Here is a 17126-nt window from a genome sequence, read left to right as displayed (position 1 = left end):
TGTTACTCCTCTTTTTGCCTTTGACGAAATACTTTACCTTCCATTACTAAAAATAATTTGTCATATAGTTTCTGAAGAGAACCAGAGACTATAAAGAGAATTATCAGCATAATGCCTGCACCAAAATAACCAATGTCATCATTCCCATTAAACAACTTGATTATAACTGCATATATTTGGCGATGGAAAAGATATGCGACCATTGACGCTAACGCAATATACGTCATAACCGGAGCTAACCGTGTATCCTTCATAAAACTACTAAAGCTAACGATAATTGTTATAATAAGAATAATTTGAGGATATATGACAAAGTGAAATTGTAGATACAAAATTGAAAGGGGTAAAAGAATAAATGAAAGCAAAAGTAAGACAGCTTTATTTCTTTCGATAAAATTAAACACACCAGAAGGTAAATTTAACCCTAAAACATAAAACGGAAAATATAATAACATTCTTGAATCAAGAGGATGATATTTGCCAACAAGTAGCAAAATTAAATATATGACACAAGCGACAATTAAACAATACCATTTATCTTTCCTATAGTGCAGAATTGGAGTTATCAAATAAAAGAAAATTAGAACTCCAAAAAACCATAAGGTCATGGGAGAAGGCATAAAAAATGCTGATAATCCTATAACTATTGCAAACACTTGAAAAAGAGAAATTGCCTTAAGAATCCATAGAGAAAGAGCTGAAAGGAAAAGCAAAAGGTAGAATCTCTTCAACCGTTTGGTAAAAAAGAAGCGCAAATCTTCCCAGGTATTAAATGTATATTTCTTTAAGAAAAATCCACTTAGCAACATAAACATACTCAATACCCCTGCAGTGATAATCTCACCCGTTTTATTGAAAGAATCTGTATTGATAAAAACACTTACTTCAGGCTTCAGATAATCTCTTAAATGCCAAAATCCAACCACCCAAAGTACACAAACTGCTCTAGCGATATCCAAAGTGATATTTCTAACAGAGCTTTTAGTTAAATTTATTTCTGACATGTCGATTACTAATCTTTCTTGTAATAAAATTATGAACAATTTTCTTCTCCTCTACATTTAAGCCAAAAAGATATATAAAAAAAACAGAACTTAATAAACAGATTCCACTTACAAATATAAATTCTAGCAAATTATCTACTTTAATCATATTAGATACAATAATTGGTCCCGTCGATGCTAAAATAGCAACCAAAGCCACTTTTAAAATGATACGCAAAAGATAATCCAAAGCAGAGAATGAAACAAGTTTAGCGACTATAAACACTCTAATAAGTAAAGATATAGAAGCTACTAAAATCGATATAAAAAATGTTGTTTCAGGAGGAAAGCCACATTTGAAGAAAAAATAATTAGCTGGAATACTAAGAATAACAATAAAAAAAGCAGAAAGTTGATACCATTTAACTTCGCCGCTAGCATGAGCTGAAGTTATTAATGGGTTTTCTAAACAGACTATCAATGACTCTATAATCACAAGTCGAATAAAAACAACAGAATATTCAGGTATACTTCCCAGCCAAAGTGATAAAATGTATTTAGTATCAAGCATCACAGGCATGGAGATAATTAACATCAAATAAAAAGAGAATTTTCCACTTAAAAAAACTAATTTATGCATTTCCTTAAAATTTCCCTCTGCATAGTAGATCGTAATCTGAGGTTTTATTGCGGTAAAAAAATTTAAAGAAAATTGGTTAACTGCTGTTCCTACCTGTATCGCAATCGCTCTTGATGCGTTTAATATGGGACCGAAAAATAAATTCAGGAAAATATTAGATGCTTGTGCCTTAACTATACTTGAACTTGAACCAAGCAAATTCCATCCAGTATAAAGAAATAGAGATTTAAATAATTCCCTATCTTTCACAAAAGTATATGTACATTCATCAAAGTTTCTCTTCGCATACAATCTATACAACAATGTGACGAAAAACGTAACTCCAAATGTTAATGCTCCATACATAATCAACTTGTCACTATCTAACAAATATAGAATGTATACAATCAAAAGTTTGAGGATCACCTCTATTATACTTATATATGCATAAGCATGCATCTTTTGCCTTGCAATTATTGCAGCATTATAGGGATTAGAAAGCATTGATGTGACACAACTCAAAATAGCAAACTGATAGATCCAATTTGCAGCAGTTAATCTCTCTGGAGGTATAACTAGGTAGGAATTAACAAACCATAAACCAATAGTCTCAGCAAATAATAAGAATATCAGAGAAATTAGTAAGTAAATAGAAAAGCAAATACTAAAAACTTTTCTCAATCTTTCTAAGTCATTTTTTCCTAACTCAATCGCCAAAAAACGAAAAGTAGAAGTAGACATAGCCCCATTGAAAAAGCCCATCATCGAAATTACGCCAGCGACGACGTTATAGATACCATAGTCCTCAATCCCTAGTACTTTTAATATTACTCGCGACGTATAAAGATTAACGGCAAGTATAAAAACCATTCGGATATATAATAACAAAGTATTTTTTGCTATGCGTTTATTATTTTCACGTGGGATATCTGACATCTGCACTAAACTGTGTTACTATTGATTTTACTAGACAAAAAATATTTATCTTGAAACATTCTAACTATGATCTAGATAAATTAATTATATTTATTTTACTATATGCGCCAACCTTAGTCAGTATTTCTTTTTTCGGGGACTAAAAACTTTTTACATATAAATTTATTTTCAGGTAGATCCATTAATATTTTTTTCTTTTCCTCAATAGATAATCCCTTAGAATCAATATTATATTGCATATTTCTTTTTATATAATTATCAATCGAGCATATAATTCGAGCTGGGTTGCCTCCCACTACAGAATCCGAAGGGACGGAATTTGTAACTACACTTCCTGCGGCTACTAAGACTCTATCCCCAATTGTGACGCCGGGCATAATTAAGGAATTCGTACCTAAGTAGACATAATCACCTTACCAAAACAATCGAACTTTGGTAAAACTGTTCGAGCGACTTGAGCTCCGCCATGAGTGAAAATTTGTACTCCCGAGGTTATTTGACAATGATTTCCTATTGTAATAAGATATGGTTCTGCACGAAGCCAAAACTTCGAAGATACCATATTATTTTTACCAATTTTAACTCCCGCAAATCTAGCCTGCCGTTCATTTGAGCGAAATTTTATGAGAAAATTTTGTATATCAATCATATCTAAACTTTTTAGTTATACATCGAATCGTAATATTGTTGATACTCGCCTGAAATTACATGTTCCATCCATTCCGGATTTTCCAAGTACCATTGTACTGTTTTCTCTATACCTTCCTCGAACTGTAAACTTGGTTCCCAGCCCAATTCATTCTTTAATTTATTAGAATCGATCGCATAACGTAAGTCATGGCCTAAACGGTCGGTGACATAGGTAATTAGGTGGTCAGAGGTTCCTACAGGATTACCCAATAGGCGGTCAACTGTTTCGATAATCACTTTAATTAAGTCTATGTTTTTCCACTCATTGAAACCACCAATATTGTACGTATCTCCCGTTTTACCTGCATGGAAGATGACATCAATAGCTCGGGCATGATCTACGACATACAACCAGTCGCGAACATTCTCACCCTTGCCATAAACAGGAAGCGGCTTTCCTTGACGAATATTATTTATAAATAAGGGAATTAACTTTTCTGGAAATTGATAGGGTCCATAATTATTCGAGCAGTTGGTGACGAGAGCAGGCAGTCCGTAAGTATCTTGGAAAGCGCGTACAAAATGGTCACTACCGGCTTTACTAGCAGAATACGGGCTATGGGGGTCGTACTTCGTATCTTCTGTAAAAAATGTACCATCAAACGCTAAGGTACCATACACCTCATCCGTGGAAATATGATAAAAACGCTTACCTTCGTATTTCTCCGGCAATGAATCCCAATAAACTTTGGCGGCTTGTAAAAGCGCTAAGGTTCCCATAACATTTGTTTGTGCAAAAGTGAATGGGTCTTTGATACTCCTGTCTACATGGCTCTCTGCCGCTAAATGAATAATTCCATCGACTTTATACTCCCGAAATAAGGCCTGCATAGCCTCGTAGTCGCAGATATCCCCCTTAACGAAAATATAGTTTTCTTCGTTTTCTATATCGCGAAGATTTGCGAGGTTACCCGCATAGGTAAGTTTATCTAAATTGATAATTCGGTATTCTGGATATTTATTAACAAATAGACGAACAACGTGGCTTCCGATAAAGCCTGCTCCGCCCGTAATGATGATATTTCTTTTGAATGACATACGTGTATACTGATATAATTTACTGCTCTCTTGTCGTTATAGTCTCTAATTCTTCTAAGCATTTAACCAAAGAATCTTTCCAATACGGGACTTTTACGCCAAAAGTATTTTTGACTTTGGTTTTGTCCAATACGGAGAAATGCGGCCGTTTTACTTTACTCGGAAAATCTTCGCTGTGGCAGGGCTGTATATCACAGCTGGTATGCTGCGCCAATTCTGCAATGGCTTTTGTAAAATCATACCAAGAACATACCCCTTCATTGCTATAGTGATAGATTCCAACCTTATCTAACTGCGCACTTTCGATAACAAAGCCTATTAATGCCGCTAAATCACCTGCGTAAGTAGGGGTCCCAACTTGATCAAAAACAACCTTTAAGGCGTCTCTTTCTGCTGTTAAACGCAGCATGGTTTTTACAAAATTGTGTCCAAAAGACGAATAAAGCCATGCTGTTCGGAAAATCAGATACCGACAGCCGCTTTTTTGGATGGCTAATTCACCATCTAGTTTAGTGCGTCCGTAGACACCTAATGGATCTGTATCCCAATCTTCGCGACACGGGATGTTTTGATCGCCTTTAAAAACATAATCTGTAGAAACATGGATCAATGTTGCATCATATTCCTTTGCGATTGTCGCTAAATGGGATGCTGCTTTTTCGTTGATCAGCGCCGCCGTCTGTTCATCGTCTTCTGCCTTATCAACATTCGTATATGCAGCGCAATTTACAATAACATGAATGGCCTGCTGCGCGACAAATTCCGCGATGGCTTCTTTGTTGGTGATGTCCAACTGGTTTACATCCGTAAAAAAATAACGATGTGCACTACCTCTAGAAACTCGTTGCATTTCATTGCCCAATTGCCCATTTGCACCGGTAATCAATATATTCATCTTGGGTTTTATTTAGGTTTTAATATAAATTATCGGTATACTGAAAAGGCGAATCTAATTCGGCAAGGAAAGGATGATACTTGTCTTTTTCGGATAAAACAATATCCGCTGTAGGAATTTTCCAATCAATTTGCAAGGCCGGGTCGTTCCAAGCAAGAGCTCCTTCTTGCTGTGGGGCGTAATAATTATCACATTTATATTGGAAGATTACTTCGTCGGTCAACACAACAAAACCATGAGCAAAACCACGAGGTACAAAGAACTGTTTGTGATTGTCCTCGGTCAATTCAACAGCAATATGCTGACCATAGGTAGGCGAACCTATACGTATATCTACAGCCACATCTAATACCGCCCCCTTGATAACACGAACCAATTTACTTTGTGCAAAGGGCGGCTTTTGAAAATGAAGACCTCGAAGCACGCCGTATGTCGATTTACTTTCATTATCTTGTACAAAGACGGTTTCCCGTACTTTCTCTAAAAAACTCTTTTGGGAAAAGGACTCAAAAAAGTATCCTCGGTCATCTTTGAATAGCCTTGGTTCAATAATAACCGGACCTTCTATAGTTGTTTTTATGATATCCATTCTATTAGCTAAAAGTCTAAATATAAAAAGCGGAACCTATTCTACTTCTTCGGCAATTTTCAATAAATAATTTCCATATCCGTTTTTAAGCATCGGCTGCGCCAAAGTCAAAAGTTGGTCTTTCGTTATCCAACCTTGTGTAAAGGCAATCTCTTCCAAACAAGCGACTTTATGCCCTTGACGTTTCTCGATCACTTCAATAAAGGTTGAGGCCTCGGATAAGGAATCGTGTGTGCCTGTATCTAACCAAGCGAATCCACGACCTAAAAGTTGCACCTTGAGTTCCTCACGCTCTAAAAAAACCTGGTTTACCGTCGTGATTTCTAATTCGCCACGTGCAGAGGGTTTGATCTGCTGCGCAATCTGCACCACTGAATTGGGGTAAAAATACAGTCCAACTACCGCATAATTCGATTTCGGTTCAGCAGGCTTTTCTTCGATGCTGATTACCCGACCATCTGGGTTAAACTCGGCAACACCATAACGTTCTGGATCAGAGACGTAATAACCAAAAATACTTGCAGTCTTTCCCTCCTCGGCAGTACGAACTGCCTCTTTTAACATCTTCGTAAAGCTCTGCCCATAAAATATATTATCTCCTAATACCAAACAAACCGAATCTTGTCCGATAAATTCCTTCCCAATAATAAAAGCTTGGGCGAGACCATCTGGTGAGGGTTGCTCGGCATATGTAAATTCTACGCCAAGGTCTGATCCATCACCCAAAAGGCGCTGAAAACCCGGGAGGTCATGTGGCGTCGAAATAATCAGAATTTCCCGAATACCAGCCAGCATCAGTACCGAGATAGGATAATAGATCATCGGTTTATCGAATATTGGCAGTAATTGTTTGCTCACGCCTTTTGTTATGGGATATAACCTAGTTCCGGAACCTCCGGCTAATACAATTCCTTTCATATAATGTATGCTGTTTTCCTTTTTATTTCACGTTCTTTTAAGAAGAGGCTATTTTTTCCAAAACTGCCACCAAGACTTGTTGTCATCCATATTCCCGTAATTGCCATAACCGTAGCCATAGCCATAGCCGTAACCGTAACCATAGTTACTGTAATAACTACTCTTCGTAGGGATATCATTAACCACCAATTGTATAGGTTTAATCTTATTTTTTGAAACCAAATCGTTCGGAATAAGTAACTGGTCTTTATAGGTAAAACCTTGCCGCACCAAATACAGACAAATGTCGGCATAGCGCGCCAACAACTGCGCATCGGTAACCAATCCTACAGGAGGCGCATCCATTAATATGTAATCGTATCTTTGATGGAGCTCCGCCATAAGTGTAGCAGCCCTATCGGAAATCAATAATTCCGCGGGATTTGGCGGAATGGCCCCCGCTTGGATTAAATGCACATTGGGATGGGCTCCTGAGGGCATAATAATCTCTTCAACACGAATATCTGGACGCACCACATAATGCGAAAAACCTTTTCCAGCAGCAAGCCCCAGCTTGGCCGTAATGGAGGGTTTACGTAAATCCAACTCCATAATCAGCACCTTTTTTCCTAGCAAAGCCAGAGAAACCGCTAAATTTAATGCCACATAGGATTTTCCTTCTCCAGACATGGAAGACGTAAAGAGGATACGGTTTCCACCTCTTAATGAAAACTCTAGGTTGGTACGCATCGCACGGAACTGCTCCGCAATAGGTGAACGTGAATTTTCACTGACCACCACCTGGCCGGCATTCTCCGAATGCGAAATAAAACCTAAAATCGGCAGTTTGTTGTGTTGTTCAATATCTTCGATCGACTGGACACGTAGATTTAATAAATTTTTAGCAGCCAGTAAGCCCAAAGGAACCGCCAATCCTAGAAACAGACCGAAAGTTAAAACTATCTTTTTACGTGGTGCAAAAGGAAGCTCTTCCGCCTTAGGCGAATCGATCAGTTTCGAATTGGACACATTGGCTGTTCGGCCAATAGCTGTCTCTTCCCACTTCTCTTGCAAGAAAATATACTGGGCTTGTTTAATTTGCTGCAAACGAGCCAAGTCAATATAGCCACGCTCAATCGTAGGTACCTGCGTAATCTGACTTGTCACCTGATTGGCTAGTTGCTGTTGGCTTTGCTTCGCCAATTGTAACAATTCCCGGCTCGAAGATACATTAGCAACCATATCCTGGCGTACACCTGCAATCTGCTGGGAAATATTTTTGACTAAGGGGTTATCTTCTGTATTGGCCATCAGTAAACGTTCGCGCTGTAACACCAATTCATTATAACGATTGATCAGCGAATTGAACGCCATATCCGCAGGAATCACTGAAGATGGAACGACACGTGGGTTTTGGATATCTGACAAGTAAGACGCGATGGCATCTAGCCCTGCCAATTGGGTCTCAATTTCCGCTATTTTTTTCACATAATCAGCGGAGTTCTGTAAAAGTAGTTTGCTTTGCTCTGAAATATCAGAAAGCTGGGTATTGCGTTTATAACCGGAAATACGATCTTCTACGCCGGCTAATTCATCCGTAATCTTTTCTAAACGGGCACGAATAAAAGATAGGGTAGAGTCTGCGACAACATTTTTATCGTTTAGATTTAATTCTACGTACTTATTTATAAGTGTTTGTAAACACTTCTCTCCCCGAACGGGCAAGGTAGTCTGCAGAGAAAGATCAATAGTAGACACCAACTTATTAGTAACCTGCGCCTTAAAAATCTCTTGAAATCTTTCAACAGTTTTCCGAATGGAATTTATCCCTACACGATAATCTTTTTCTTTTTCTAAAGGAACATTTGTATTTCTACTTAATTGTAACGTTCCCACCTTTTTAATAACAAATGACTTATCAATTTCAACAACGAAAGTTGTGTCTGAATTACTCAACTCTAAACGATCATCTTTTAAAGTTTTTATTCTTAATATTAATCCTTCTGTAATCTGTTCTAAATCACTCTTAACTTCTAAAGTATAAGGAGCCATTAGCAACGGCTCATCTTTAAAAACACCAACTTTTCCATATGTAATGTAGGCCTTTTCAGCCAATACCATCTCCCGCATTAAGTCGCCAGTCAATAATACTTCTACTTCGTTATCGACGGAACTTTTAGCGCCCATCATCCCTGATAAATCGGCTAAAGCAGAGGCCTCGCCTAAAACGGAACCTTTTTTATCGTCCGAGACCAAAAGCTTTGCATGTACATTGTATGTGGGCACTTGATATTTTAGAAAAAAGAAAGCAAAGGCCAAGCCCAATAAACCACAAAACACAAACCAATACCAGTTAGCCAAAACCAAACCTATAAACCTTATAATCTGCTTGTTATCGTTATCTGTTTTGATCTCTTCTGTAAAAAAGTTTTCTTCCTTGTCGTGTATATCTTTATTCATTCTTTTCTATATTCGATTTAAATTAGGATAATTTCTTTAACACTAAATTATCCATTCCATTACTTACTCACTAACAATCTCGTATATCATTACGCTATCATAATCGAGATAAAGCTATTATTAATACGGAAACAAAAGACCCTATTAATGCTATTGTCTGAGTTCTTGCCGCATTATTCGCTGCAGCTTTGGCTTTTCCAGGCTCCACATAGAGGACATCATTTTGTTTTAAGTAGAAATATGGTGATTCGAATAGTTCCGAACTATTCAAATTTAAGCGAACCAATTCTTTCTCGCCTTTAACCTCGCGAATTAGCAAGACGTTTTCCCGCTTACCATAAATAGTTAAATCACCAGCCAACCCCAAAGCATCAAGGACTGTTACTTTTTCGTTTGGCATAGTATAAGTTGCAGGACGGGTCACCTCGCCCAATACTGTAATTTTGTAATTTGCAAAACGTACCTGAACAGTAGGATCCTTGTAATATCTCGCGGCTAATTGAGTGATAAGCTCACGGGCTTCATAGGTCGTTAACCCTTTAAGCTGGACTTTTCCAAGTAGTGCCATATGGACATAACCGTCTTTATCAACGGAAAATCCAGACACAACTTGATTTCCGACATTTCCTACGGCAGAACTTGCCCCCACCGCTTGTACCGCCAAAGCCTGATTTGCTACGGCAGCAGTCGTCGGATCAATTGTTTGAATGCTGATGCTCAAAATATCATCGGCCTGAATCACTGGCTCGGTAAATGCCGCTGCCTTTTTGTAAAGAACCGCCGTCGTATCGGGCGGAAGGTCTTTGAAATACACAATATTTTTGACCGATGTGCAGCTGGCCAAAGAAAACAAGAGGAAAAACGCTAGCCAAGCGAAGCGCTTTTGAAATTTTTGAATTATCTCTTTCATGTTAATTATACTTGTATTGTAGTTGTAGATTTTTCGATGATATTGTATACGCGCTATAACAAAGATTTATTCTGGATTTTACACTTCTTGAAATATGGACGGATATCTTTCTTACTAAGGCCTTTTTCCAACATCGTCACGTGTCGCTCATGGTGCACATCGGTACCCACAAAGTCGATCAATCCTTTGTCCAATAAATGACGCGCTAACCGCTTCTCATTTGCTCCATAATAGCCAAAAATCGACAAAATATTTAACTGTAGCAAACAACCTAGGTCTTTAAATCGTAGCAAAGGCTTGGGATCTTGATGATAGAATACATAGCGCTCGGGATGGGCTAATATAGGTTTGTATCCCTTGACCTGTAAATCAAAGATATAGCCTTCTATATTTTTGCTCTCCTGAATATACGACATTTCTATTAAAACATGGTTTCCTGGTAAAGTCGCCAAGGTCGGGGATTCCGTCGCTAACAAATGGCCAAAATGCGAATCAACCATATATTCCGCAGCATAACCCTTTACACATGGTCTGGCTTCCGTCTTTTGAAAATCAGCAAAGGCCATGCCAATTTTTTCGGGATTATTGGAATACAAATCCGGAAATATGTGAGGAGTAAGATAAAATTGACTGAGTCCTAATGCAGTCAAACGATCTAAAAGCTGTAAACTCTGTTCTTTGCTTTGACAGCCATCGTCTAGACCGGGGAGAATGTGAGAATGCATGTCTACCTGCATCCACTCGAGATTGTTGGGTTTGGGGTTTTGGTTGAAGATACTCCACATATTGTTTTTCGGTTGATGCTTTTTCTTTTTTCTACGCTTACGATCTCGTTCCTTCTTAATTACAGCTTTTGACACTGTCTATGCCCGCATTAGCACGGTTAAAGGCTGAGGTTAATGACGGTATATTTCCACATTATTGCAAGATTAGAAATATCCGGCCGGCGCGCCCGGCCGGTATATTCCCCTACAATTACAAGTTTAACACTTGAGCTCTTTCAGCAGTTGTGTATGTAATAAACAACTCGATTTAGGTAAAGGATACACCGCGCTCAAAGGCGTAGCCTCTTTATGTTTTTGATCTTTATAAAAAAGAACGAAGGTGAATGTAGATAGCGGAGAGGAACAACAGCCCTTAGTAGGCGTTTTTCTCTCCTCTTATCATATTAATGGCTGTCATACAAACAATCTTGAAATCTAGCATGGCAGACCAATTACTCATATATTCTATATCGAATTCTACCCGTTTAGCCATCAATTCCGGATCTTTAGTCTCGCCACGGTAACCATTGACCTGTGCCCAACCCGTAATGCCCGGCTTTACGAATTGCCTTACCATATAATGCTGAATAAGCCTGCTATAGTGCTCCGTATGGGACAACATATGCGGACGCGGCCCAACAACACTCATCTGACCTAAAAAAACATTGAGAAATTGCGGAAATTCGTCCAAGTTTGTTTTTCTTAGAAATGCACCAATCGGTGTAATGCGCCTATCTCCCTTAGTCGCTTGCTTGTCGCCAGACTCTTTATTCACAACCATGCTACGAAATTTATAGCAACCGAAGGTCTTATTATTCCTCCCCGAACGTGGCTGCTTGAAGAAAATAGGCCCAGGACTCTGTATTTTGATAATTAATCCTATGATCGGTATCATCCAGCTTAGAATAAAAACAATCACAAAACCAGAGATCAATAAATCGACGAGACGCTTTTTGATTCGGTTTTCCATCGTGGAGAGACTTTCCTCGTGCGAGCGCAAAACAGGCAGATCTACTGTGATAGGCGATTGCCCAGTCCCGTAGTTGATACTTGCGCTTACCGCCGGAACAAAATTCAATTGCACACATTGGTGATCTGCAGCGAGGATCAGATCTTGGCTTACATCAGTTATACCCGGCGTACTTACCAAAAATACATCATGGATACCCAAACGGGAGACTTCTTCAAAATAACGTTTAAATTGAGCAACTTTCTCCTCACGGGATGCCCCCTCCATAGCGTTATTGTACTGTATCGTATTGATATTGTAAAAGGCGTTGTTCGGCGCAAAGCTGTCAGCCATGGTATTTATATAATCATTATGACCAATAATAGCTACTTGCTTACTCCAATTGAACCGCTTTGGCAACTTGGTATAAACGTAGGTGAGAAAAAACCTAGATAACGCCATGTAAAAAACAATAAAAACGGTCAAAACACTAAGAAAATACCACACCCCATGAAAGGAATGACCAATAAGCGTACATCCAGTGAATATAATAAGTAAAGTAAATACAGCGCGAATGCTTAAACGAAAAACATTTTCCAACCGCTCTACAGTACTATCACTGTACAACTTAAAAAAGAGTGCTGATACTACCGCCGCCAAATTAAACATGACCCATAAGGAAAAATAATTGCTGGACATGACTTCTTGCGCTTCAATAAGCCCGTAGCCCGCTACAAATGAAAACGTAACGACAAAGGCAATATTCAAACACACGGCATCGGTGAATACGAGTAGCATCTTTACTAATGCTAAAACGCGATTTTGAACATATTTATGCATAAAACACTAAATTAATTTCTTTTATTTTATTTTCTTTTCTCATAATAGTCCTGACATAGAGACGGATACTATACCACTTTATTGAACGTATCTTTGTATTTTCCACACACAAAGCGTACGTTAAAAAATCAAAATCGAACCACAAAGCATAACTTAAATTTAACAAAAGATACATATTAACTTAAAGTTAACCATATGTAACCTATTTTTACAAAACTCAATCTAAACTCTCGCAATAAATTTTTTCTGTTTTCGTATTTAAGTCAGTATTCAATAATCTCTATTTTCCTGTTTTCATAGTGAAGCAATCTATTCGCAAGCTTTTACCGATGCCTTGATTGCTAAGGTGAATATGCATATCAACCTTAAAATGCTACTTTTCAATTAGTAGACACAAATATAAGCATCTTTTGTAAATTAATCGCTACATCTATGATAATTTTATATTAATAAATCATTTTTTATTAAAAAAAACATTTTCTAGTCCCAAAAGGTGACAAAAATCACATTTTTTTTAAACAAACATTCTTACCATGCGTTATTCACAAAACGAATCATACAAATTCGATAAAAGGGAATTAAAACTGCACTTAAAAAATGCTTATTCAACTTCTTCTTATAAATTCCACAACTGACCTTATACCAAATTTCATTCCAAATGTCCTTCCCTTTTTACAGTCACTCCAATCCTTCTCTCTCTATCACTTGTACACATAGCTTTATAGATTGTGACGACCTTCTTTCTAGCGCAACCAAAACACCGCTTTTTTTTCGAAAATAGCATACCACTGTCGAATAATGTAGACAGTACGACCTAAAATCAACACGAAAGTAGGCTTTTTAAGTTTATTATACGGAAATTCCAAGGGGACATCCGGGGGACAAAGTGGTCATAAAGTATAAATGCAGCGTTAAGAAAGCCTTAAATGCATATTAAAAAGAAAAAGAACAGCCAAATGTACGGGTATATCCACAAATCTGACACTTCATTCAAACAGAGCTCTACGTTGCAGCACAAATAAGGAGACTTCGCTCTTTTTAAGCCAAAATCTCTTTCCCAAGACACGAAAAAGAAATATCAGTAAGTAAACACTCACACATTTGAAAAACTACTGCAGATATACAGGCCGAAAAACATATATACGCAGGTAAAATTATATATAGGTAGGGATTATCCCCCTTCCCAAACAATTATATTCTTCACAGATACAAAGATCAGTCATCAAGGCTAGCTTTTACAACCCTATTAGTTAACATCAATTAATAAATAGTTAATTAATAATCCACGCTAATTCCTAAAAAAAAAGTGAACACTTACTTATAGCGATTGGAGATAAACTAAAACAAAAAAGTCACGGTATGCCTGGCGGCATTCCATGACTTACTATAATGCGTCTCTGTTGGACGCTCGTGTTGTGCATATTATGCTGACAGGCTACAATCTATCGCAATGGATAAAAACCGTCGGTATTTATTTAAAAAAACCGTAACCCTAATTGGCGATTACTTCCAGCTCGGTCCTACGATTAGCCTGATGTTCTTCTTCTCCGCACGACGCCTCATTGGAACAACGATTGAGCAATTTGCTTTCTCCATAACCCATTGCTTTCAAACGGTCATAAGATATTCCTCGACTAACAATATATGCTACCGCAGACTGCGCTCTCCGTTGCGAAAGTTTCATGTTATATGCATCACTTCCTCTACTATCCGTATGGCTAGACAACTCAATATGTAAACTGGGATTATCACGCATAACACGCACCACTTGATCGAGAACAACTGCTGCATCTGGCCGTATTGTGGATTTATCGAAATCATAATATAGATTCTCCAAAACAAGCTTGTCACCTACTTTATTCAAGGGTGCCAGATAGAGTGATGCCATCAAAGCACTATCAGCTTTTGGATAGACAGCGTCAATCCGTAAAGAATCCGCCATATACCCTTTATGCTCCGCAAAAACACGATGAACTGTGCCTTTTGACAACGCAAAGGTGAAGCTGCCATCGGCTTCACTTTCTTTGCGAGCAACCAGCCGCCCTGATCCGTCGAACAAACTAAGCATAGTTTCTCCCAAAGGTTCTCCTGTCTTTTTATCGAATGCTGCGCCATGTAGAACAATGTTTATCTTAGGTTTTTGATAGCTGAAACTGTACAGATCGTCTGCTCCTGCTCCACCTCCTCTATTGGAGGATAAATACCCTTGAAAATCTTCTTCTTCGCCGACAATGGGTACAAAAGCGAAATCATCCGAAGCCGAATTTATCGGATAACGCATATTTTCGATCGAAACCCAACGCCCTGCATCACCCTTGGCCACAAAGATGTCAAAACCACCCATGCCCGCAAAGCCATCGCTACTGTAATACAACTTACCTTGATAAATGGCGGGAAAAACTTCATCTTTAATAGAATTGATAACTGGCCCAGCATTTAAAGGGCTTCCCCAGCTCCCATCAGATTTCTTTTGACAGTACCATATATCTACACCTCCATACCCCCCGGGCCTGTCTGAAGAAAAGTACAATTGCATACCATCTTCGCTCAACGCTGCGTGTCCTACAGAATAGGAACTCGAATTGCTATATGGAAAATCCTGCACTACCCAATGTTGTTCCTTTTTGATGTACACCTTGAGATCCAAATTATATTTTCTAAACCTACGCCCACCAAAACGATACTTTTCAACCTTTCGCCCCTCGTAGGTTTGGGTCACATACAGGGTATCTTCGTTTCTAGTTGCAACAAGAGGCCCCAAATGATAGGAAATACTGGAAAATGCCTCATCTTGCAAAGGCTCAGGAAAGGATAGGTCTAACCCAGAACGTCTAGCAACAAACAGGCGTAAGAAGCTGTTTCCGCTCATACCGCTACGCTTACCAGCTCCAACCCGAGGTTCCGCGACATAGATCAACTTGTCAGAGAGTGGAAAAGCACCGAATTCGGATAGACTGCTATTCACTTCATGGACGCCTTTTAAATGGTAAGGCAAAGGGGTGGCAATCCAGCTAGCAGCGGAATCACAACCTGCAAGTTCTAAGAGTATACTGGGCGTACTGCCCTGATCTCTTGCGTATTCAATTAACTGGGACTTTGCTTCGCTATACTTTCCGCTTTGCTTTAACGACTGGATATAACCCCACTTAGCTTCCGAACTGTGTTTGCTCGTCTGTAAGGCGCGCGCATACCAATTCTCGGCGGATTCGTAATCGTTTATATACAGGTATGAACTCGCCAGACGTTCGATATACTTAGCTTTCGGCCGCTTTTTCTTAAGGAGAAGTTTTTCAAACAACGGAATGGCTTCTGCATATTCCATACGTTGGAAAAACTCTTCGGCTCGCTGTCTTACACTGAGTTGCTCTTGCGCAGAAACCGACAAAAAACTGACCGATAGCAAAACACAGACAATTGTTTTGAGATTATATATTAAAAAATATTTCCTATAAATAATAATGAATGATGACTTCATAAGCGCCTTAAACGGCAGCAAAGCCTTCCTTATTTTACAAAAAAACAACTTTAGAATAGACATAATTAAAAATATCGTGGACTTAATAGCTGCTCAAGTATACGACCGAAGGTAACACCAAGGGTTACCTCGTGTGTGCCACTTTGCAATCCTTTCATACTGTTCAACATGATGTCATAAGAGTACCCTATACGCAAATTACGATTGACTTGAAACTGAGCAATACCGGTCAGGGCATTGAGACTGCTAAGCTTAATGGCCGACTGATCGTAATAGTCTCGATTAATTATGCGCGCGCGCGTGCGGTACCCCCCGCCAATCCAAAACTTATCTTGAAAAATGAAAAGCGCATTGATGTCTAATACAGTGGGGCCACTGAAATCGTCTTTAATAAGAAGACTAGGCCTCAATAGCAGTCCTTCTTCCAATGAAAATAATGCTCCTGCAATAAAATAGCTGTTGACCGTTCGGTAAAGGCTTTCTAGTGAATTTGCATTATAACGCAACTCATCGCTGTCTCCTTGATCTGATAGAATGTCTTGGAAAGATAGCCCTGCATACCAACGAGGGTTGTAATAATACAGCCCTAAACGCAAGTCCGGATGCCAACTTGTAATCATTCCGTCAGGAATAGCCTGATCATTACGATCTACTGGATCCAGCAGATGCCCGTCTAGTCCATACTGGGTTACACCTCCACCAACACCCACTGCCAACCCCTCGTTACCGCTACGGTCCAACTGTAATCGTAATGCATAACTACCATAAACCGAGGTTGCGCGCTGTGCACCCAACTTATCCGTGGTCAGCTGCAGAGCTACCCCGTGTCTCTTAGACACCGGATCGACAACACCATCCACAGATAGTGTACCTGTTTTAGGGGCTCCATCCCAACCTGTCCACTGACTGCGAAGCCCCATCTGGCCAAACCACTCTTCTTTATAACCTGCATAAGCCGGATTTACACTAACGGAATTGAACACATACTGCGTAAATTGTATGCTTTGCTGCCCACGGCTATAATAGCTCAGACACACGCTTAATATCGTTAATATAATACGTAAAGGAAAATTCATTTTTT

Annotated in this window: 14 protein-coding genes; all 14 read right to left on the bottom strand. The window is 38.9% G+C overall.

Features of this window, described 5'->3' with window-relative positions:
• Nucleotides 1-2 precede the first annotated feature (2 nt).
• The 14 genes from ACSZOX_RS12070 to ACSZOX_RS12005 all read right to left on the bottom strand — a co-directional run bounded on the left by ACSZOX_RS12070 (nt 3) and on the right by ACSZOX_RS12005 (nt 17121).
• The gene (locus ACSZOX_RS12070) at nt 3-1004 is read right to left on the bottom strand and encodes an acyltransferase family protein (protein WP_437920234.1); all 1002 of its coding nucleotides are present in this window, start codon (nt 1002-1004) and stop codon (nt 3-5) included.
• Nucleotides 982-2538 (bottom strand): lipopolysaccharide biosynthesis protein, encoded by a 1557-nt coding sequence (locus ACSZOX_RS12065; protein ID WP_437920233.1) that lies wholly within the window; start codon nt 2536-2538, stop codon nt 982-984. Before ACSZOX_RS12065 ends, ACSZOX_RS12070 begins: the two co-directional genes overlap by 23 nt.
• 113 nt (nt 2539-2651) lie before the next feature.
• A complete protein-coding gene (locus tag ACSZOX_RS12060; protein WP_437920232.1) occupies nt 2652-2915 on the bottom strand; it encodes a hypothetical protein in 264 nt (87 codons plus the stop codon).
• A 17-nt stretch (nt 2916-2932) separates the two neighbouring features.
• The gene (locus ACSZOX_RS12055; RefSeq protein ID WP_437920231.1) at nt 2933-3187 is read right to left on the bottom strand and encodes a hypothetical protein; all 255 of its coding nucleotides are present in this window, start codon (nt 3185-3187) and stop codon (nt 2933-2935) included.
• An 11-nt stretch (nt 3188-3198) separates the two neighbouring features.
• Nucleotides 3199-4266 carry a dTDP-glucose 4,6-dehydratase gene (gene rfbB / locus ACSZOX_RS12050; protein ID WP_437920230.1) on the bottom strand — a complete coding sequence of 356 codons (1068 nt, stop codon included), beginning with the start codon at nt 4264-4266 and terminating at the stop codon, nt 3199-3201.
• Nucleotides 4267-4285: 19 nt separating this feature from the next.
• Nucleotides 4286-5161: a dTDP-4-dehydrorhamnose reductase gene (rfbD, locus tag ACSZOX_RS12045; protein ID WP_437920229.1), complete on the bottom strand. Its 876-nt coding sequence runs from the start codon at nt 5159-5161 to the stop codon at nt 4286-4288.
• 19 nt (nt 5162-5180) lie between these two features.
• On the bottom strand, nt 5181-5750 hold the full coding sequence (rfbC, locus tag ACSZOX_RS12040; RefSeq protein WP_437920228.1) for a dTDP-4-dehydrorhamnose 3,5-epimerase: 570 nt from the start codon (nt 5748-5750) through the stop codon (nt 5181-5183).
• Nucleotides 5751-5786: 36 nt separating this feature from the next.
• Nucleotides 5787-6668: a glucose-1-phosphate thymidylyltransferase RfbA gene (gene rfbA / locus ACSZOX_RS12035; protein WP_437920227.1), complete on the bottom strand. Its 882-nt coding sequence runs from the start codon at nt 6666-6668 to the stop codon at nt 5787-5789.
• Between the two features lie 48 nt (nt 6669-6716).
• Entirely contained in the window at nt 6717-9107 is a 2391-nt protein-coding gene (locus tag ACSZOX_RS12030) for a GumC family protein (RefSeq protein WP_437920226.1), read from the bottom strand.
• A 97-nt stretch (nt 9108-9204) separates the two neighbouring features.
• Nucleotides 9205-10017 (bottom strand): polysaccharide biosynthesis/export family protein, encoded by an 813-nt coding sequence (locus tag ACSZOX_RS12025; RefSeq protein ID WP_437920225.1) that lies wholly within the window; start codon nt 10015-10017, stop codon nt 9205-9207.
• A gap of 53 nt (nt 10018-10070) precedes the next feature.
• On the bottom strand, nt 10071-10877 hold the full coding sequence (locus ACSZOX_RS12020; RefSeq protein WP_437920224.1) for a tyrosine-protein phosphatase: 807 nt from the start codon (nt 10875-10877) through the stop codon (nt 10071-10073).
• 277 nt (nt 10878-11154) lie between these two features.
• A complete protein-coding gene (locus ACSZOX_RS12015; RefSeq protein ID WP_437920223.1) occupies nt 11155-12570 on the bottom strand; it encodes an exopolysaccharide biosynthesis polyprenyl glycosylphosphotransferase in 1416 nt (471 codons plus the stop codon).
• Nucleotides 12571-14062: 1492 nt separating this feature from the next.
• Complete coding sequence (locus ACSZOX_RS12010; protein WP_437920222.1) at nt 14063-16045, bottom strand: OmpA family protein; 1983 nt, start codon at nt 16043-16045, stop codon at nt 14063-14065.
• Nucleotides 16046-16110: 65 nt separating this feature from the next.
• Nucleotides 16111-17121, bottom strand: a complete 1011-nt coding sequence (locus tag ACSZOX_RS12005; RefSeq protein WP_437920221.1) for a PorP/SprF family type IX secretion system membrane protein — start codon at nt 17119-17121, stop codon at nt 16111-16113.
• Nucleotides 17122-17126: the final 5 nt, after the last annotated feature.

The sequence above is a fragment of the Sphingobacterium sp. LRF_L2 genome (assembly GCF_965644235.1).
Taxonomy (GTDB): domain Bacteria; phylum Bacteroidota; class Bacteroidia; order Sphingobacteriales; family Sphingobacteriaceae; genus Sphingobacterium.
The sequence above is the reverse complement of the archived record's forward strand: the minus strand, read 5'-3'. Positions and strand labels throughout refer to the sequence as shown.